We start from the raw sequence: 18,744 nt of genomic DNA on the forward strand, positions 1-18,744 counted from the left end.
CCGGCGCGTAAATTCCCTTTGTGCGAACCCGAGCCCCGATCAACGATGAAAGCGTCACGATTCGGGCCTCTTCCTGGTTACCTGCATGCCCAACCCCTTCGTTCCTCAAGACACCCAAGCGCGCTATCTCATCGACCGCCCTGCGGGCGTGGCCCACATCCGGCTCGACCTGGCCCTGGATTTTGCGGCGCGGACGCTCTCGGGCTCGGCCGCGCTCACCCTGCGTGTGCGCCGCGAAGGCCTTTCGGCCGTGACCCTGTCGGCCGTGGACATGGAACTTCACGGCGTCACCGTGGATGGCGTGGCCGTTGCCCTCGCTGACGTGGCCTATGACGGCTCTAGCCTTCGGGTGCCCCTGCATCCGCCAAGGCCCCGAGGCAGCACGCTGGACCTGGTCGTGGCCTACACGGCCCGACCCACCAAGGGTCTTTACTTTTTAGCCCCCGACGAGAACGACCCCGATCGCCCGGAACAGTGTTGGACCCAGGGGCAGGACGAAGACGCACGGCACGTGTTTCCCTGCATCGATGTGCCCGCCGAAAAAGCAACCACCGAGCTCATCTGCCTGGCCCCGCGAGACAAGGTGCTGCTTTCAAACGGCGATCTGCTGGAGCGCTCGGACGTCGAGCCGAACCAAACCCGCTGGCACTACAAGCTCTCGAGCCCCCAGGCCAGCTATCTCGTCACCTTGGTGTGCGGGCCGTTCGCCGAGATGCGCGATCATGCCTCCGAAACGAACGTGGATCTCTACTATTTCCTGCCACCTCACCGGGTGGCGGACGGCCAGCGCGCGCTCGCAAAGACCCCGCGCATGGTCGATGTTTTCTCGAAGCTCATCGGCATCCCCTACCCCCACCGGCGCTACAGCCAAGTGTTCGTGGCTGACTTCATTTTTGGGGGCATGGAGAACACCACCGCTACCACGCTCACCGAACAGGCGCTGCTCGATGAACGCGCAGCGCTCGACCACGACGTCGAGCCCCTCGTTGCCCATGAGCTTGCGCACCAGTGGTGGGGCGATCTCGTCACCTGCCGCGAGTGGCCCGAGGCGTGGCTGAACGAGGGTTTCGCCACGTATTTCGAGTACGTCTGGTTCGAGCAGGATCGCGGCCGCGACGAAGCCGATTGGCATGCCCTCGCGCAACTCGACCACTACCTCCACGAGGCCAACGAATACCAGCGGCCCATCGTCTGCCGCCACTTCCGGGCCCCCATCGAGATCTTCGACGGCCACCTTTACGAAAAGGGCGGACGCGTGCTGCACATGCTGCGGCACCTGGTGGGAGACGACGCCTTCTTCGAAGCGCTCGGTACCTACGGCCGGCGCCACGCGGGGGGCACCGTGGAGACACGTGACCTGGTCCGTGTCTTCGAGGAGGTCACCGGTCGGTCCCTGGATCGCTTCTTCGATCAGTGGGTGTTGCGTCCGGGTCATCCGGATCTCCGCGTGACCTGGGTTTGGGATGACGAGCGTAAGGTTGGGCAGCTCAAGGTGGTCCAGACCCAGGCCGGGGACAACGTTGCCGCCTACGAGCTTCACGTCGACGTGGGCTTCGAGATTGAGGGCCGTCTCGTCACCCAGCGGTTCTCGATGGGCGAGGCCCGGCAGGCCATCGACATGCGCCTCGAGCGAAGCCCCACGATGGTGGTGTTCGACATTGGCGGCACGCTCCTTGCGACCGTGAAGCTGGAGTTGCCGCCCCCCCTCCTCATGCGCCAACTGGCAGCGGGTCCCGCGGCCATCGATCGGATCGCCGCCGCCCGCGCCCTGGGCGACGTGCCGGAGCCCCGCGTGGTCAAGGCTCTCGCCAAGGCCGCCCTCGAGGACACGTTCTGGGGCGTGCGCGCCACGGCGGTCACGCAGCTTGGGCAGATGGCCCCCCGCACCGACGCGCTCGACGCCCTCCTCCCGGCACTGTCCGCATCTGACCCCCGCGTGCGACGGGCAGCGGCAGCGGCACTTGGAAACTTCCGTGGGCACCCGCAGGCGGCCGACGCGCTGGTCGCACGCCTCGGATCAGGCGACGACAGTGTGTTCGTCCTTGGCAACGCGGCGCGCGCGCTGGGCCAAACCCGGGACCCGCGCGCGGTGGCGTTGCTGCCCACGCTGTTTGCCACCCCATCGTTTCAAGACACCGTCAAGGTGGGCGCGCTCGACGGTCTCGGCGCGAGCTCCTCGGAGGCCGCCATCGACCCCCTCATCGCCGCATATCACCCGGGGGCCAGCGCGGCAGCTCGGCGGGCGGCTTTGAAGGCAGTTGCCCAGGCGGCCGAAGGCACCACCCACAAGCGCCGCGTCCGCGAGCACCTGGAAGGGGCGCTCGGGGATCGTGACTTCACGGTGAGGGCGGCGGCGGCGATAGGGCTTCTGACTCTACGCGACCGCAAAGCTGAGCCCGCACTCGAAGCCGCGCTGCGCCGCGAGACCGATGGCCGTGCCCAGCGCTTCATCGACCGAACGCTGCGACACTTACGAGATCCGGGTGCCGACGACGGCACCTTGGGCACACTGAAGGCCGAGGTGGAGAGGCTGCGAGATACGCTCAAGGGGATGCAGGAGCGGGTCGAGCGACTGGAGACCCCCGCCGTCTCGGTGCTTCCCGCAAAGCCGCCTGCAACGAAACCCCCACGACGGCCCAGGCCTGCCGCCCGGCGCGAAGACAAAAAGCCTCGCTCGAAGCCTCGCCGCTGACGCCCGCGACGCACGCCGTGTCAGCTCAAAATGACACCCCCTCGGGTACCACGAAGCCCGATGCGCCTGCGTCGGCCGAAGGGAAAGGTGCGCCCCGCCTTGGGCCTGTGCCCCCATCACCGAGGGGGCCCGTGCCCGCATCAGGCCTGCGTTTGAAGCCCAACATCTCCTGGGTTTCGGTGGGCCGCACGAGCACCACGCTCAGGCGATCGTCGCGGTCCGTGAACAAACGGGTGTGGTACTCGAGATAGCCGTCAGCCTTGATCACGATGTCCATGGGGCCGCTGCGCCGGGGGCGCTCGATGACGAGCGGCGGCTCACCCAGCTTCTCGCGCCCCCAATAAACGAGGGGCCGCGCGTGGCGCGGGGACACCTCGAGCTTCAGTTTCACGGTTTTCGACTCGGGGTTCTCTTCGGGAGCCTCGGTGCTGAGCGTCTCATCCCGCGCCAGGTCGTCTTCTTCCGGGTCCGCGGGCAGCCCGGCATCGATTTCGACCGGGGCGACAGGAGCGGCGTGCGGCGGCTCCTCGTGCCCCTTGAGGGTGCCGAGGCCCCCGCGTGCACCTGCAGGATCGGGGCGCTCGCATGCGCTCGCCGTCACGAGGACAGCGCCTGCCGCCCAACAGAGAATTTTTATCGCGCCCCTCATGCCTCGTTCCCCTCCCCGGCTCCGGGGGCCGCTCCGCCCGATTTGTCTTGCGGGCTGCCCGAAAGAGGCGGCGGCCTCGACGTGGGGTAGTCCGCGCCCGGACGCTTCACGTAGCCGTCGATCGGCGCCTTGAGCTTGCCTTTGATGTTGCCTTCGAGCACCTCCACCGGCACCGGCGGATCGAGCAGGTAGTAATACCCACGCACCGGCAGCCTGAGGTCGAAAATCTTCTCGTCTTTGTAGAAGGAGCGCCGAAAATCGAGCGTCACGGGCCCCATGGTCTGCATCTTCCGATGCGACAGCACGAAAGAGAACAGGCGCACCGCCAAGTTGTTGTAGAGCCGGTGGCAGCCGTGCGAAAAGCGGCCGAGCAACGAACGGTAATCGGAAGACCCGTGAGATCGGATGCCGTTGTCGAAGTAAGTGACTTTGCCGTCACGGTGAACGCGCTTTTCCACGTGGATCGCCATCGCCAGCCCATAGGCCGAAAGATAGCCCGGGCCAACCTCGTCGTAGTTCGTCACCCACTGGGAGCGGCCGTTGACCACCTTCCGCTTGACCATGCCTCCAAGGGGCGTGCTCTCCGGCGGGATCCAGACCGGCGCCGACACGATGTGCCTCCACACCCGCGGCCCCACGTCCGAGCCCTTGTAGCGCATGTAATCGTGCCCGTCGGAGGCCATCTCCGTGCGCCACCCTCCGATCGTGCTCCGCCACTTCACGAGCGGGATCTGCTGCCCGTTCCAGCGGGTAAACAGCGTGAGTGTGGGCAAGAGTCGACGGGGTTGGGGTTGTTTTTCTCCCTTGTCGTCGAAGGGAAAATCGTACCAGATATCGCCCCGATCAATCTCGACGAACAGATCCATGTGCTCGAGGTAGTAGTCCGGTTTTCGCGGGAAAGGCACCGCAACCTTGAGCCACTGAAAGTCTCGCGGTGCATGGCGTTTGAAGAACGCCGTGGCGTCCTCCGGCGTCTCGATGCCGAGCCAGTCGAGCGTGGCCTGAGTGGCTTCACTCACGAGATCCGGAATGGGGACCTCGACACCGGCGGCGTCCCGGTAGGTAGGCGCGGGGCGGGGCGTGCCGTCGCGCTTGGGCGGGGGCGCCACGCTGCCATCCTCGAGAATGCCTCCCGCGTGGGTGGCCCGCTCAGCCAACACACGCCGTAAAGCTGCAAAGTTGTTGTCGCCGATGGAACGGGTCATGGCCTCGAGGGTGCCGCGACCGATGTCGGCCCGATCGAGGAGCATGTTTTCTTCCTGGAACTCGACCACGGCTGCGCGCAGGGCCCCGTCGTAGAAGCCGGGCTTGTGCTTCCCCGGGTCCATCCGCCCCTCGCAGAGCATGCGCTTTTCCACCTCGGCCAAAGCGGCCCGTTTGGCGGCAAACTCGAGGTGGCTACGCGCCTCCTTGATGGCCCGCGCCTGGGACGGGTCTTCGAGGGCCGCAAGGGCCGCCACGTCCGCAAGTCCCCGTTCAGCGAGCACCTTCGCCAGGCGAGCCCCGCGCTTATCATGTTTGGCAAGCTCATCTCGTTCGGTGCGCTCGCCCCACGCCGGGATGCCATGCGTTCCGAGCAGCGCCTCCGTGTCGACGCCGGAACAGTCTCGGCCCTCGTCGGCAAGGAAGCGCTCACGCAGCACCGAAAGCGCGGGCGGAATGCCGAAGAGCTCGAGGTAGTTTTTGCCCCCGGCCGGTAAGGGCTGACCGTCACCATCGGTCTTGTCGTTCGCCAGACCGACGAACACCTGCCGGTAGCGGTTCACCAGCGGCTTTCCATCCGCCGTCTGCCCATCCTCGAAGAGCCTCGGCGCCCACTCATCGCGCAGATCCACCACCACGAGCCCCGCACCGCGGGCCTGCTCGGCGTCCACGAGCCGCTCGCTTTCCTCCCACACCTGGATGGCGCGACGCTCGGGAGGAAGACGCTCCGTGGCCGCGGGCCTTAGGGCCTCCGGCGCGGGCACGTGCGGCTTGGGAACGGGAGCTACGGGAGCTCCCTGCGGATCCGGTTCCGTGGACGGGCTCGGGGATTGTGACGTGGGCCTCGAGGCGTTCGAGCATCCCGCCCACAGAGCCGTACAGCTCACGACGGCGAACACCACGGTCCCTGCCGATCTGCGCCTCTGCGAAGACCGATTCTGCGATGGCATGGACATTTCCGCTGTTTTACGTCGTTCGGCACGATGGAGCCAATTTGCCTGCGAAGTTGACTTCTCCTCCCAAGGTGCGCGAAACATCGCCGCATGAAGCGCCTGTGTAGGCTTTGGGCTCTCGTCACCCTCGCCGCAACCACTTCGGCCTCTGCGACGGAAGTGGGCACCACGCGGCAGGTCGGCGTGGGCTTCGCGCTCGGCGACCCTACGGGCCTCGTGGCCAAGTGGTTCCTGGGGAACGGTAATGCCCTCGACGCAGGCTTGTCGCTGTTCTCCGCGTTCGGGCGCTGCCGCGTCGAGGGGGCGTGGGAGGGCTGCGGCAGCCGCACGAACGTGGCCCTCAACCTGGATTATCTCTGGCAGGAGACCCTGCTCGAAGAAACGGGCCGCCTCGACTGGCACGTCGGCGCCGGAGGCCGCATCTGGCTTTACACCGGGGACGACCGCGCCAACGACTTCGCCTTCGCGGGACGCCTGCCCGTGGGGCTCGACTACATGCCGCCGCGGCCCGATCGGCTCGAACTCTACCTCGAGTTTGCGCCCATCTTCTACGTCTTGCCCAGCCTGAACCTTTACCTCGAGGCGGCGCTCGGGGGACGCTTCTACTTCTGACCTCCCTGCGGGCAGGCAAAATCGGATTCAGGGCGCGAGCGTTTTGCGGCTCACCTCGACGAAGCTCCGCTCCCGCGCATCGTGGGCGTAGGTGTGAAGCTCGATACCCCGGCCGTCCTCACGGAACCCGTAGACGTTGTAGCGGGCGCGCCCCTCCGCAGGGCCCGCGTACGAGGCCGACCCTGCCCCAACCGCCATGATGCGGCTGCCCCGAGGCCCTTCGAGAACGGCCGCCTCGTCCCGGTGGTCGTGGCCGTGCAAGACGAGGTCCGCGCCCACCCGGGCGAGGACCTCGGCCAGCGCCCCCCGGTCCCTGAGGTTCCGGTCCTCCCCTTTGCGGTGAACCACCGGGGGGTGATGCATCAACACCACGCGGACGCGACGACGCACGTCATCGTCCCCCAAAATGGCCTCTAGGCGGCGCAGTTGGGCAGGACCGATCTCACCCCAAGCCCCGAAGTCTCCCGTGGGCACGCAGGTGTTCACCGCCACCAGGGCGAGAGGTCCTCGTACACGAACGAAGGGGTACGCCTCGCGGCTGTCGGTCCCCGCCGCACCTCCACCCCCGCGCTCGGCGTGCTGGTAGGCGGCAAAGAGAGACTCGAAGGCACCCGTACGGGTGACGTCGTTTACGTACGCATCGTGGTTGCCCGGAATGACCGTGACGTCTGCCGGCGGGCCCGCGTACCGTTCGAGCCACCGGCGCCCCGCCTGCCACTCGGACACCCACGCCACGTTGCCCACGTCACCCGTGAGCGCCACGTGGTCCGGGCGCTGCGCCGCCAGGTGCTGCCCGAGGCTCTCGAGCAGGTCCATCCGGTGCTTGCGCCAACGGTTGACGACGATGTTCGCCGCCCCGAGAAGACGCTTTCCCAGAAGCCCTCGCAGTGACAGGCCCGCGAGGCCAAAAGCGCGGAAGTGGGGGTCGGTGACATGGGCCAATCGAAACATCGCGAGGCGAACCCTAGCAGCCCTCCTGGAAAGCTCCCGTGCGGCCATGCGCGACGGAGAAAGCTCCAGCACCCTTCGATTCGGCACCCGAGGCCGTTGCCTCCGCGCTCGCCTGCTATACACGGACCGCTCCCGTGTCGCTCCACGCTGAATTTCGCGGCCTCCATCGGGGCGTATGGGTACTTTCGGGCATCCGCCTGGTCGTGACCTGGGGCTTTTCGATGGTGCTGCCCTTGCTCACGTGGCACCTCGCCACCCAGCGCGGGGTCTCGGCCGTGACCGCGGGTCTCATTTGGACCGTTGCGAATGCCTTCGGGGCCGTGATGCAGTGGCTGGCCGGAGAGCTCTCGGATCGCCTCGGGCGCAAGCCCCTGATGTTCGTGGCCAGTTTGCTCCGCGTGCTGAACCTCCTGGCGCTGGGTTACGCGATCGCCGAACAGGCCCCGATTCCGGTCATCGGCAGCCTCTGTGTAGCCAACGGCATCCTGAGGGCCTTCTTCGACCCCGTGGCCAACGCGCTCGTGGCCGACCTCGTGCCCGACACCCAGAGGGTGGCTGCCTTCTCCTTGCAGCGGCTCGGCACCAACGTCGGCTGGTCCGCGGGTCCCGTGGTGGCCGGCTTGGCTCTGACGGGGGGGATCGCCTATAGCCGCCTCTTCTATTGGAGCGCGCCCGTGACCTTGCTGGCGGCGGGCGGCTTGCTGTTGATCCCCTCACAGCGGCGGGGGCGCCCCCGCGAGCCGGGGGAGGGGAACGGACGGCTGGCCAACCTGCTCGCCTACCGTCACGACCACCGCCTGCTGTGGTTCCTCGCGGGCACCTTCGCTTTCTTCGTTCTCCAGGCGCAGATGTTCGTGACCCTCTCCTATTACGCAGCGCGCACCCTGCACCTCACCCAGGTCCAGGTCACCCATCTGTACACTCTGAACGGGCTCCTGGTGGTGGCGCTCCAGCTGCCCGCAGTGGCCTTCATTCGGCGGATCGGGCGGCAGCGCGCCCTGCTTTTGGGCTGCTTGGGCTACGCCGTCTCCTATGCGGCCGTGGGCTTGGCCCTGGGGCACGCGTCGCTGCTCCTCTGCGTGGCCGCCGTGACCCTGTCCGAGGTGGTTTTGGCTCCCAGCCAACAGGCCACCGTTCCCTCTTTGGCGCCTGCGGGCCGGATCGGCGCCTACAGCGGCATCTTCGGCTTGGCCCAAATCACCGGACAATCGGCGGGTCCGCTGCTCGGCGCCTTCGTCCTCGACAGCGTTCCGCCGAGGACTGCCTGGTTTGCATTGGCCCTCTTCGGCGTCCTCGCCGCCATCTGCTATCGTACGGGCTCCCAAGCGGCCTCCCCGGCCCCCGAAACACGCATTTAACAGGCCCGCCGGGGACATTCGCATGCCGAATTATCCCAACAACGGACTAGCTTTTGCGCCCCAGGCGTGATGTATCATGCGCGCCTCAAAACAGGACCCCCCATCATTGGAGAAGCCCCCCGCAATGAGCCGAATCGAGCGCGAGGTACTGCAAGAAGAAGAGAAGGCGAAACTCCTCAAATACTACCGCGACATGCTGGGCATCCGTCGCGTGGAGGAGGCTTCGGCCAAGGCGTATTCGCAGCAGAAGATTGGCGGCTTCCTTCATCTTTATATCGGCCAGGAGGCCGTGGGCGTAGGCGCGGTGGCGGCTCTTCAGCCCACCGACTACGTCATGACCTCTTACCGGGACCACGGCCTGGCCTACGCCAAGGGCATGTCGGCCCGGGCCATCATGGCTGAACTCTTTGCCAAGGAGACGGGCTGCTCGAAGGGTCTCGGCGGCTCGATGCACTTTTTCGACAAGGAAAACGGCTTCCTGGGCGGCTGGGGCATCGTCGGAGCTCACTTGCCCCTGGCGACCGGTGTGGCATTCGCCTCGAAGTACCGAGGCGACGGCCGCGTTTGCCTGTGCTTTTACGGCGACGGAGCCGCCAGCCAAGGCGCCGCCCACGAGGCCATGTCGCTCGCGGCCCTGTGGAAGCTGCCCGTGGTGTTCATCTGCGAGAACAACATGTACTCGATGGGCACCCCGCTTTCGCGCTCGCTCTCGGTAGAGGACACGTCTCAAAAAGCGCTTGCTTACGGCATGGCCCGTGATCGCTTCGATGGCAACGACGTGCTCTTGGTGCGCGACCGCATCGGCGAGGCCGTACGGCGCGCCCGCGAAGAATCCTTGCCCACCCTCATCGAGATTCGCTGCTACCGCTACCGTGGTCACTCGATGTCGGACCCAGGCCTCTACCGCACCAAGGAAGAGGTCGAGGAGATGAAGAAGCAGGACTGTCTGCTCATTGCGCGCACCTATCTCGAGAAGTTGGGCGTGGGTGAAGACAAGTTCAAGGCGATCGAGGCTGAAGTGAAGGCCGAGGTGGACGATGCCGTGAAGTTCGCCGACGAAAGCCCGGTTCTTCCCGCAGAACGCCTGGAAGAGTTCGTCACCGTGGACTGACGCTGACCTCCCTTTCCCTCAAAGAATTCCCACAGGAGCGCCCCCTCAACTATGCGTACGGTTCAGTTCCGAGAAGCAGTTCGCGAAGCCATGTCGGAAGAGATGGAACGCGATGAGTCGATCTTCCTCATGGGCGAGGAAGTTGGCTTCTACAACGGCGCCTACAAGGTGTCCCAAGGCATGCTCGAGAAGTTCGGCGAGCGCCGCGTGATCGACTCGCCTATCACCGAGTGCGGCTTCGCCGGTCTCGGCATTGGCGCGGCGATGGTGGGCCTACGCCCCATCATCGAGTTCATGACGTGGAACTTCTCCATGGTGGCCTACGATCAGCTGATCAACCACGCCGCCAAAACCTTCCAGATGTCGGGCGGTCAGATCAACGTGCCCATCGTCTTCCGCGGCCCGAACGGCCCTGCGAACCAGCTTGGCGCGCAGCATAGCCAGGCCACGGAGTCGCTCTTCACCCACGTGCCGGGCCTCAAGGTGATCGCCCCCGGAACCCCGAAGGACGCCAAGGGCCTCCTCAAGAGCGCCATCCGCGACAACAACCCCATCTGCTTCATGGAATCCGAGGTCATGTACGGTGACACCGGCGAGATTCCCGATGGCGAATACACCATCCCAATCGGCGTGGGTGACATCAAGCGCGAAGGCAGCGACTGCACGATCATCGCTTGGTCGAAGATGGTGAAGGTGGCTCTCCAAACCGCCGAGGCCCTCGCCGCCGAAGGGATCGAGGCCGAGGTGTTGGACCCACGCACGCTGCGCCCCCTCGACGAAGACTTGATCGTTCAGTCCGTCAAGAAGACCGGTCGCTGCGTGATCATCGAAGAAGCCTGGCCGTTCAACGGCGTGGGCTCCGAGATAGCGTACAGGATTCAGAGTCGTTGCTTCGACGATCTCGACCATCCCGTCGAGCGCTTGAACAGCCTGGACGTGCCGGCGCCTTACCACCGCCAGATCGAGATGTCGATCCGGCCGAATGCCGAGAAGGCTGCCAAGCTCGTCAAGAAGGTTCTCTACCTCGAGTAGCCGTGACGCTCCGAGGTGAAACCCGCTTCGATTTTTTGTAGAACGCACCAGAGGGGGCGGCGCTTCGGGGCGCGCGCCCCCACGTCCGTTGTTCGCCCCGCCAGATCAACCCGATTCGAGGAACGAAAGACAAGATGGCTCAGCTCGTCGACATGCCCAAGCTCTCCGACACCATGAAGGAAGGTGTCCTGCGCAAGTGGACCAAGCAGGAGGGAGACAGCATCGAACCTGGCGACGTCATCGCCGAGGTGGAGACCGACAAGGCCACCATGGACTTCGAGGCTTTCGATTCGGGCGTGCTGCTCAAGCGGCTCGTGGCCGACGGCGCCACAGTGCCCGTGGGCGCGCCCATTGCCATCTTCGGCGAGGCCGGTGAGGACACCTCGGCCCTCGAAGCCGAGGCCCAAGGCCGCAAGGGTGGCGCCGCCGCAAAGCCCGCCGGGAACGGCGCCAGCAAGGCCCCTCCCGCCTCCGCCCAGGCCCCCACGGCCGCACCGGCGCCCGCCGCGCCTGCCGTTCAGCCGAAGCCCGCCCCCGCCGCAACTGCGCCGCGCGCATCCGAGGCCGCACCTGCACCCAAAGCCGCACCTACGCAGGGACGCGTCCTGGCCTCTCCCCTCGCCCGCCGTCTGGCCGACGAGCTCGGCGTGGACATCCGCGCCGTCTCGGGTACCGGTCCTGGTGGGCGCGTCGTGGAGCGCGACGTGCGGGCCGCCGCCGCAGCCCCTGCTCCTGCCGCAGCCCCTGCTCCCGCCGCAGCCCCTGCTCCCTCAGGTCCTGCCGACGCCAACCTGCCGAACCCCCTCGTGCCCGAGCGCCGCACGGCGCCTCGGCCTGAAGCGGCCGTGGCCCCGTCGGAAGACACCGTCATTCCGCTCACGCTCATGCGCAAGACCATCGCGCGGCGTCTGCTGGAATCCAAAACGCAGATCCCGCATTTTTACCTCACCGCCGACGTGGACATGGATGCCGCGATGGGCTTCCGGCAGCAGGTGAGCGAGGTGCACGGCGCGAAGCTCTCGGTCAACGATCTCATCCTCAAGGCCGTGGCGCTCGGCCTCAAGCGCAACCCCGAGTGCAACGCCTCGTGGACCGACGAGGGCATCGTACGTTACGCGCGGATCGACATCAGCATGGCCGTGGCCATCGACGAAGGTCTGCTGACCCCGGTGCTGCGCAACGTTGACAAGAAGACGTTGGGACAGATCGCGGAAGAAGCCCGAGCGCTCGCGACGAAGGCCCGCGACCGCAAATTGCGCCCCGAGGAGATGACGGGGGGAACGTTCTCCGTGTCGAACCTGGGCATGATGGGCATTCGCGACTTCAGTGCGATCATCAACCCACCCGAGTCGGCCATCTTGGCCGTGGGCACGGTTCGCAAGGAGCCCGTGGTCAAGGACGACAAGATCGTGATCGGCCAGCGCATGGCATTGACCCTCTCGTGTGACCACCGCGTGATCGACGGGGCCCTTGGCGCGAAGCTGCTCCAGACCATCGTGGGCATCCTCGAGCGCCCGATGACCCTTGCCTTCTGAAGCCACCCGCTCACCCTCGCACAACGTCCATGGCTGAAAAATTCGATCTCGTCGTCATCGGTGCCGGCCCTGGCGGCTACGTGGCCGCCCTCCGCGCGGCGCAGCTCGGTCTCAAGACCGCCTGCGTCGAGCGGGAGCGCGCCGGCGGCATCTGCTTGAACTGGGGCTGCATCCCCACCAAGGCTCTGCTCAAGTCAGCCGCGGCCATGCGGACGGTGAAACACGCAGGTGACTTCGGCATCAAGATCGGAGGCGAGATTACCTTCGACTGGACGCAGGTCATCAAGCGCAGCCGTGGGGTCTCCGACAAGCTTGCGGGGGGTGTCGAGCACCTCTTCCGCAAGTATGGTGTCGAGCACATCACGGGATCCGCCACGTTGACGGGCCGGGGCCGCATGGACGTGAAGACGGCCGGCGGCCTTCGCACCCTGGAGGCACCGCGGATCATCGTGGCCACGGGGGCACGCGCCCGCGCTCTGCCTGGCATCACGCCGGATGGCGAGCGCATCATCACCTACCGGGAAGCCATGGTGCTGCCTGAACGGCCCGATTCCGTGGTCGTCATCGGGGCCGGCGCGATTGGTTGCGAATTCGCCGACTTCTGGAATGCCTTCGGGGCCGAGGTGACCATCGTGGAAGCCGCACCTCGCATCGTGCCCGTGGAAGACGAGGAGGTGTCGGAAGCCCTCACCCGCGCCTTCAAGAAGAAGGGCATCAAGGTCAACGCGGGCTGCAAGGTCACTTCGGTGAAGGTGGAAGGCCAAAAGGTCACCACCACCTTCGAGGGTGCCAACGGTAAGAGCCAAACCGTCGTGAGCGATCGGCTTTTGCTCGCGGCCGGTGTTCAGGCCAATACGGAAGGCATGGGGCTCGAAGGCATGGGCGTGCAGCTCGACCGGGGGTTCATCAAGGCCGACCGGAGCACCTACCAAACCACCAGCCCCGGCATCTATGCCATTGGGGACTGCGCGGGCCCGCCCATGCTCGCCCACAAGGCCTCTTCCGAGGCGATCGCATGCGTGGAGAAAATGGCTGGAGCGCATCACCCAGGTGTGAACTACGGGGCGATCCCCGGTTGCACCTACTGCGAACCCGAGATTGCCTCGATTGGCAAGACGGAAAAGCAGGCCCAAGACGCAGGGCTCGACATCGCCGTGGGCCGCTTTCCCTTTTCGGTCAACGGCAAGGCGCTCGGTGCGGGACACACGGACGGCTTCATCAAGGTCATCGTCGACAAGGGCGACCACAACCGCATCGTGGGCATGCACGCCATCGGAGCGGGTGTGACGGATCTCGTGGCGGAGATGTCCCTCGCGATCAATACAGAGGCCACGGCCCACGATATCCTCGCCACGGTACACCCCCACCCCACCCTCTCTGAGGTGGTGATGGAAGCGGTTGCCAGCGCGCTGGGCGAGTCGGTTCACATTTGAGCCACGGTGTCGGCGCCGCGGAAGAGCGCGGCATGCGGGGAAGCACTCATGTCATCTGAACGGTTCTCGAACTCGGCCATTCTGAACGCCATCATCGCGCTCGACGGTGAGATCAGCCGCGAGCGCGACATGCTCGACGAGCGCGAACTCGACGAGGACGAGCAGGAAGCCGAGGAAGACTCGTTCGATGAGATGCAGGGCGCGTTCAGGGAATTCGTAGCGGCCTATCAACGGCGGCGTGCAGCGGATCCGTCGCTGCCCGCACTGCAAGACGTGCTCGGCACCGAGCCCGAGCTCGTGACCACGTAGGCAACACGGCTCGCCGGACCAAGGCATTTTCAAGAGAGGCTTCGGCCCTCTCTGTCGCTAAAAGCCGGGATCGGTGAACACCGCGGGGGCCCGCTCTGCAGGTCTGGTCGCGCGGGGACGAACGGGGGTGCGGGCGGGGCGTGACGAGCGCCGCGCATCGGAGGGAAGAGGGCTCTTCTCCTCCGGCGTCACCTCGACCGGGGCCGAAGTGGCTCGCGCGGGCGAGGCCGAAACAGGAAGGCTGGGCGTCGGGGCGGGTAGCAACGTGGCTGGGGCCCCGCGCGGGGGAGGCCTCGTCAGCGCCCAAGCCAGGGCGACAGCCCCCAACAATGTGACCCCCGCCCCGAAGACCCACCAGAGCCGCGGGGGTCGTCGGGGGAGCGGCGTCGCGGGCGCAATGAGGCTCTGGGGCATGGTGGGGTCCATGTCCGTGGGAGGGATCAACGTGGCGAAGGGGATGTTTTCGTCAGTGGACGACAGGGGTTGACCGCCCGTCGCACAATTGAGGGTCGCCGGGATCTGCGGCTCCAGCAGCGCCAGCGCGAGCCGCAGCTCCTCGGCGTCCGCGGGACGCTGCGACTGCTGAGGTGCCATGGCCTTTTGCACGACCTCCGAAAGCGATGTGGGCACGTCGTCGCGCACATCGACGAGCGCAGGTGCCACTTGGGCGCCCACCACCGCCATGAGCAAGTCCACCACGTTTTGATCCGAGAAGGGCGGCTCACCTGCGATGGCCTTGTACAAGATCACACCGATCGCATAGAGGTCCGTCCGGGCGTCGAGCTGGTCACGTTTGCCGCGCGCCTGCTCGGGTGCCATGTATAGCGGCGTCCCCACGGTCATGCCCGTCGCGGTCAGCTTGCTGATCTCGGGGCCCAAGAGACCTCCCTCGTCGGCCCGCGAGACGCCGAAATCGAGGATCTTCGGGAAGATCTCGCCGCCTTCCTCCACCAAAAAGATGTTTTCGGGCTTGAGGTCGCGGTGAACGATGCCCGCGCGGTGCACCTCGTGAAGCCCAACGAGGGCCTGGCAGACGTAACGGATGAGGTCTCTGACCCGCAGCGCAGGCGCACGCGCCAGCCGGGCACCGAGCGTCTCCCCGTGCAGGTGCTCCATCACCATGTAGAGCAGCCCCGTGGGCGTATTGCCAAAATCAAAAATGCTCACGACGTAGCGGCTTTGCACCTGCGCGGCGATCCGAGCTTCCTGCAAAAAGCGAACGGCAGCACGCCCTTTGCTCTCGTTGCGCAGCACCTTGATCGCCACGGGGCGCCCAATCGTCTCGTGCACCCCCAACCAGACCTGGCCAGCTGCACCGTGACCGAGCAGGCGCTCCAGCTTGTAGCGCCCTCCCAACCGATCTCCCGGTTTCAAGGCCGCGACGGCGGCACTGTCACTCAGGGCAACTGCCAAGGAAGTGAACCCACCCTAGCCTGCAATCGGCAGAATGCGACCCGCCTTGAAGGCCGAAGCAGCCCACGGCCCCCGACGAACTGTCATGATTTCATCAATGATTTCATGTCTTTGCAACATGAAGGCGTCCTCGCACCTTCGCCCTCGTCGCTTTTTATTCGTGAGCAAGCCTTCGAATGGTACGGGGGCATGTTTGAGAGCGAAAACAACACTCGACGAGCAAGGCCAAGCAATTGCTGGTTTTTTGGATAGGCTTTCGCTCGGCACCCTCAAGCGTGACGCGTAAGTTCATACCGCAGCCCCGATCGTCGTCCCATCTGGGGAAGGGCCTCTTTTATGCGTTGCTGCTTCACCTGAGCAGCGTCGGCCCTCTGGTGGCGTTGGCGCTGGTGTGGGGGGCACGAGAAGCCGCAGAACGTGAGGCGCAGGTCGACGTGTCGTGGGAGACGATCGACCCGGCAACGCTGCCCCAGGATCTGCCACCTTTGGCTCCCGAACCCCCGCCGCCCGCGCCCCGTGAGCTCCGCAAGGTCCCGCGCGACGAAGTGGCCAAGGTGGAACCCGAGGCCCCCCCAAAGCCCCCGGAGCCCGAGACGCCCCCGCAACCCGAGCCGCCTCCGCCCCCCGAGCCAGAAGCCCCGCGGCCTCCCCAGGAGCGGTACCACCAAAAGGTGGTCGAGCTCGATCCCGACAACGAAGCGCCCCCGCCCGACCAGGCGGACTACCTCGCCAACAAAAACAGCCGCACGGACAAGGAGACCCGGGCGCAAGACACGAACCTCGAAAAAGAGCGACGGGGAGAGCAGACGTCATCACCCTCCACACAAAAGGCGGACCGCCCCGGCGATGACAAGGACGAAATCGCGCAGCTCGAAGAGACACCCTCGAAAACGGGACGTCGCGCGCCTGCGGTCACGCCCAGAGCCGAGCCCCAGGCGGCGGCCTCAGCCCATGGCAACAAGCCCTCTGTGCTCTCGATGCGCAGCAACACACCGCGCACCCACATGATCACGCCCGAGACGGTCAACCCAAACCTACCGCTCACGGCAGAGGGCGACCTGCCGATGCCGAACAAGTCGTTGAAAAGCCTGGACGACCTGGAGGGTTCACTGGGTCCCCGCGTGGATCCGCGCCTCAGACTGTCGGCGCAGGACTACGAATACCTCTTTGGCGAGCATGACGACGCCGCCCGGGCCCTTGCCGACAAGCAGCGTTCCACCCACAAGGGTCGCTTCACGCAGCGGCTCGAGCAAGGGCGAGCGGCACTCGAGAACTTCATTCCCGAAGTTCAACCTGGCAACCAGACGGCGCTGAACGCACGCGCCGCGCCTTTCGCCGCGTTCATCGCGGCCATGCACAGAACCATCCACCAGCTGTGGGGCTGGGGTTTTCTCGATGATCTTGCAGGCCGCCCTCACACGGATCCCCTCAACAACCCAAACCTCCTGACGAAGCTGGAGATCGTGCTCGGACCCGATGGCACCATCGACAACGTCAAAGTGATTCGGACCTCGGGGCTTTCGATGTTCGACGTCGCGGCGGTCGACGTGGTTCACAGCGCGGGGCCCTACCCGGAGCCCCCCCGCGAGATCCACTCGAAGAACGGCAAGGTGTATTTGCACTGGACCTTTCACCGGGACGAGCGGCAATGCGCGACGTTCGGGGCCGAGCCTTACATCATCGATAATCCGCCTGCGGGCAGCGACCAGGTGGGGCTCGCGAACGTGCAACCCCGTGCCGCTGCGACGCGCGCCTCGCTCGAGAGGCTTTCGCGAGACCCCGTGCCTCGCGCCCGGGCCAGGCAAGAAGAGGGCTCTTCTGCCGCGCACACCCACTCTTTCGCCCACGAAGAACCCCCGCGGGGCGGGGCCGATTCAGGGCGCGCCGCCGATCCTCTCGCCCGCCAAACGGCGGAAGCGTTCTTTCAGGCGCTGGTGCGCGGAGACGTGCGGCAGATGGTCAAACAAGCCCGTTTCCCGTTCCAGAATCTTTCAGGGGCCGCCACCCCTTCCGCCAGCGTGCTGCAGAACCAGCTCGGAACCCTCGTCGACGAGATCCCCACGCCGCGAAAACTCCGGGGCGTCAGCCTGCACACGGGAGGGGGCCTGCGCAGTGCGGGGGTTCGCCCCCCGGAGGCCTTTGCGACCAACCCCAGCACACTCTTCGCCGTAGGCGTCGTGAGCGGAGAGACCTTGATTGCCGCACTCACGCCGGACGCAGGCGCCTGGAAGGTGGCGGGGCTTTTCCGCTGAGCTCAGCGCAGTTCGTAGTCGCGCAGGTGTCCGAGGTTGAGGTAGTTCACGGTGAAGTGAGCCACCACCGGACCGGTAAGGTCCCCCGACCACACGAAGAGCTGGCCGAACACGAGCCCCGCCACGAAGGACGAGAGCGTCCAGGGCAAGTAGCGCAGGCGGGGTCCGATGTGCAACAACGCAAAGACCAGACTGGACACCACGATGCCCGTCGCGGGGAGCAAGGCACCTCGAAAGAAGATCTCCTCACCGAACGATGAGGCCCCCGCAAGTACCACCACCTCGGACTGGGGCAGCGGGCCCAAGCGCGCACGGAGGTCACGGTGCAGGGAACGCGCCCATTCGAAGCGATGAACCGCCAGGCGAGAGAGGAAGACGAATCCCAGCCCCACCACCAGACCGGTCAAAGTGCCCAGGAGCAGTTGCGGGTCCTGTCGTCCCGGGAACCGCCATACGTTGGGATGCCCTGCCAGCGCCGCCCACACGAACCCCGCGGCCCCGAGCCCCGCGTAGAGCGTCAGAACCAGAGCGGCGCGAGACCACTTCGAGGCAGGAGCCGGCATGCACGTTCAAGCGTACCCGAGTACGGCGGCCCGCGCCGCATGAGGTCGAAAAGACCAGCGGCAGCGGAGGCTTCCATGCCTTGCTAGCGGCCCGGGGGCCATCGTGGCCCCGCCACGTAGCGGGCACCCCGGCGCTGACCCCGCCGAACGAGTGCGCGTTCGCCGACGAGGTCTTTGAGCCGCAACGTGGCCTGCAAGGGGGTGAGGCCAAACGCCTCGCGGACATCTTCGTTGGTGATGAATCCGCGGGAACTGACGAGGGCCTCGAGACGTTCCTGACCGTGAGCGGGGATCGCGGAAGAGCGGCCCCTGCGCGCGCGTCCCTCAGGCTCGCGCTCGTGCAGCCTCCCTGACCTGTCATTCGAGTTGAAGGGCGCCGAAAAGCCGGGAGGCAACGATAAAAACGGGATGGGCAGATCGTTTTTGCCGGACGCCTCTGCCATCAGTCTGTTCAGCGCAGCGGCGCACTCGACGATGCCGCGCATCCGTGACTGAGCGTCGAGAAGCACATCGAACGCGGCCGCCGTGGCGTCGGCAGCTTCGGCTTGACGCACGGACGAGTCAGACAACCCCGAGGCCCGTGAAGGCGGCTCACCGGAGGGGTGGAGCGGGAGGACGGCTCTGTCTTCGGGGGAAGGCTTGCGTGGGGGCATGACAGCACTCTCTCCATCGAGAATG

15 protein-coding genes are annotated in these 18,744 nt (G+C 66.1%); 9 read left to right on the forward strand and 6 right to left on the reverse strand.

What is annotated here, in order from left to right; genetic code table 11:
* Window positions 1–85 precede the first annotated feature (85 nt).
* Window positions 86–2,692 (forward strand): M1 family metallopeptidase, encoded by a 2,607-nt coding sequence (locus KA712_23280; GenBank protein ID MCG5055891.1) that lies wholly within the window; start codon window positions 86–88, stop codon window positions 2,690–2,692.
* Between the two features lie 25 nt (window positions 2,693–2,717).
* Here the strand turns inward: KA712_23280 and KA712_23285 are convergent, their stop codons facing one another.
* On the reverse strand, window positions 2,718–3,341 hold the full coding sequence (locus KA712_23285; GenBank protein MCG5055892.1) for a hypothetical protein: 624 nt from the start codon (window positions 3,339–3,341) through the stop codon (window positions 2,718–2,720).
* Window positions 3,338–5,446 (reverse strand): hypothetical protein, encoded by a 2,109-nt coding sequence (locus KA712_23290; protein ID MCG5055893.1) that lies wholly within the window; start codon window positions 5,444–5,446, stop codon window positions 3,338–3,340. Before KA712_23290 ends, KA712_23285 begins: the two co-directional genes overlap by 4 nt.
* 141 nt (window positions 5,447–5,587) lie before the next feature.
* On the opposite strand from KA712_23290, the gene KA712_23295 reads away from it, so the two are divergent.
* Complete coding sequence (locus KA712_23295) at window positions 5,588–6,109, forward strand: hypothetical protein (GenBank protein ID MCG5055894.1); 522 nt, start codon at window positions 5,588–5,590, stop codon at window positions 6,107–6,109.
* A 27-nt stretch (window positions 6,110–6,136) separates the two neighbouring features.
* On the opposite strand, the gene KA712_23300 is transcribed toward KA712_23295, so the two are convergent.
* A complete protein-coding gene (locus KA712_23300) occupies window positions 6,137–7,060 on the reverse strand; it encodes a metallophosphoesterase (protein MCG5055895.1) in 924 nt (307 codons plus the stop codon).
* Between the two features lie 134 nt (window positions 7,061–7,194).
* Here KA712_23300 and KA712_23305 point away from each other — a divergent pair, with 134 nt between their 5' ends.
* The 6 genes from KA712_23305 to KA712_23330 all read left to right on the forward strand — a co-directional run bounded on the left by KA712_23305 (window position 7,195) and on the right by KA712_23330 (window position 13,838).
* Window positions 7,195–8,418, forward strand: a complete 1,224-nt coding sequence (locus KA712_23305; GenBank protein MCG5055896.1) for an MFS transporter — start codon at window positions 7,195–7,197, stop codon at window positions 8,416–8,418.
* 124 nt (window positions 8,419–8,542) lie between these two features.
* On the forward strand, window positions 8,543–9,529 hold the full coding sequence (pdhA, locus tag KA712_23310; protein ID MCG5055897.1) for a pyruvate dehydrogenase (acetyl-transferring) E1 component subunit alpha: 987 nt from the start codon (window positions 8,543–8,545) through the stop codon (window positions 9,527–9,529).
* A 51-nt stretch (window positions 9,530–9,580) separates the two neighbouring features.
* Window positions 9,581–10,561 (forward strand): pyruvate dehydrogenase complex E1 component subunit beta, encoded by a 981-nt coding sequence (locus KA712_23315; protein ID MCG5055898.1) that lies wholly within the window; start codon window positions 9,581–9,583, stop codon window positions 10,559–10,561.
* Window positions 10,562–10,695: 134 nt separating this feature from the next.
* Window positions 10,696–12,096, forward strand: a complete 1,401-nt coding sequence (locus tag KA712_23320; protein ID MCG5055899.1) for a pyruvate dehydrogenase complex dihydrolipoamide acetyltransferase — start codon at window positions 10,696–10,698, stop codon at window positions 12,094–12,096.
* Between the two features lie 29 nt (window positions 12,097–12,125).
* On the forward strand, window positions 12,126–13,529 hold the full coding sequence (lpdA, locus tag KA712_23325) for a dihydrolipoyl dehydrogenase (protein ID MCG5055900.1): 1,404 nt from the start codon (window positions 12,126–12,128) through the stop codon (window positions 13,527–13,529).
* 48 nt (window positions 13,530–13,577) lie between these two features.
* Window positions 13,578–13,838 (forward strand): hypothetical protein, encoded by a 261-nt coding sequence (locus KA712_23330; GenBank protein ID MCG5055901.1) that lies wholly within the window; start codon window positions 13,578–13,580, stop codon window positions 13,836–13,838.
* Window positions 13,839–13,895: 57 nt separating this feature from the next.
* Here the strand turns inward: KA712_23330 and KA712_23335 are convergent, their stop codons facing one another.
* Window positions 13,896–15,251, reverse strand: a complete 1,356-nt coding sequence (locus KA712_23335; protein ID MCG5055902.1) for a protein kinase — start codon at window positions 15,249–15,251, stop codon at window positions 13,896–13,898.
* Between the two features lie 275 nt (window positions 15,252–15,526).
* Here KA712_23335 and KA712_23340 point away from each other — a divergent pair, with 275 nt between their 5' ends.
* Complete coding sequence (locus tag KA712_23340) at window positions 15,527–17,503, forward strand: energy transducer TonB (GenBank protein ID MCG5055903.1); 1,977 nt, start codon at window positions 15,527–15,529, stop codon at window positions 17,501–17,503.
* A 2-nt stretch (window positions 17,504–17,505) separates the two neighbouring features.
* Here KA712_23340 and KA712_23345 read toward each other — a convergent pair whose 3' ends face one another.
* Both KA712_23345 and KA712_23350 read right to left on the reverse strand, forming a co-directional pair.
* The gene (locus KA712_23345) at window positions 17,506–18,066 is read right to left on the reverse strand and encodes a CPBP family intramembrane metalloprotease (protein ID MCG5055904.1); all 561 of its coding nucleotides are present in this window, start codon (window positions 18,064–18,066) and stop codon (window positions 17,506–17,508) included.
* 83 nt (window positions 18,067–18,149) lie between these two features.
* Window positions 18,150–18,719, reverse strand: coding sequence for a hypothetical protein (locus KA712_23350; protein ID MCG5055905.1), 570 nt, complete (start codon window positions 18,717–18,719; stop codon window positions 18,150–18,152).
* Window positions 18,720–18,744: the final 25 nt, after the last annotated feature.

It is taken from the genome of Myxococcales bacterium, assembly GCA_022184915.1.
Lineage (GTDB): Bacteria > Myxococcota_A > Polyangia > Fen-1088 > Fen-1088 > JAGTJU01.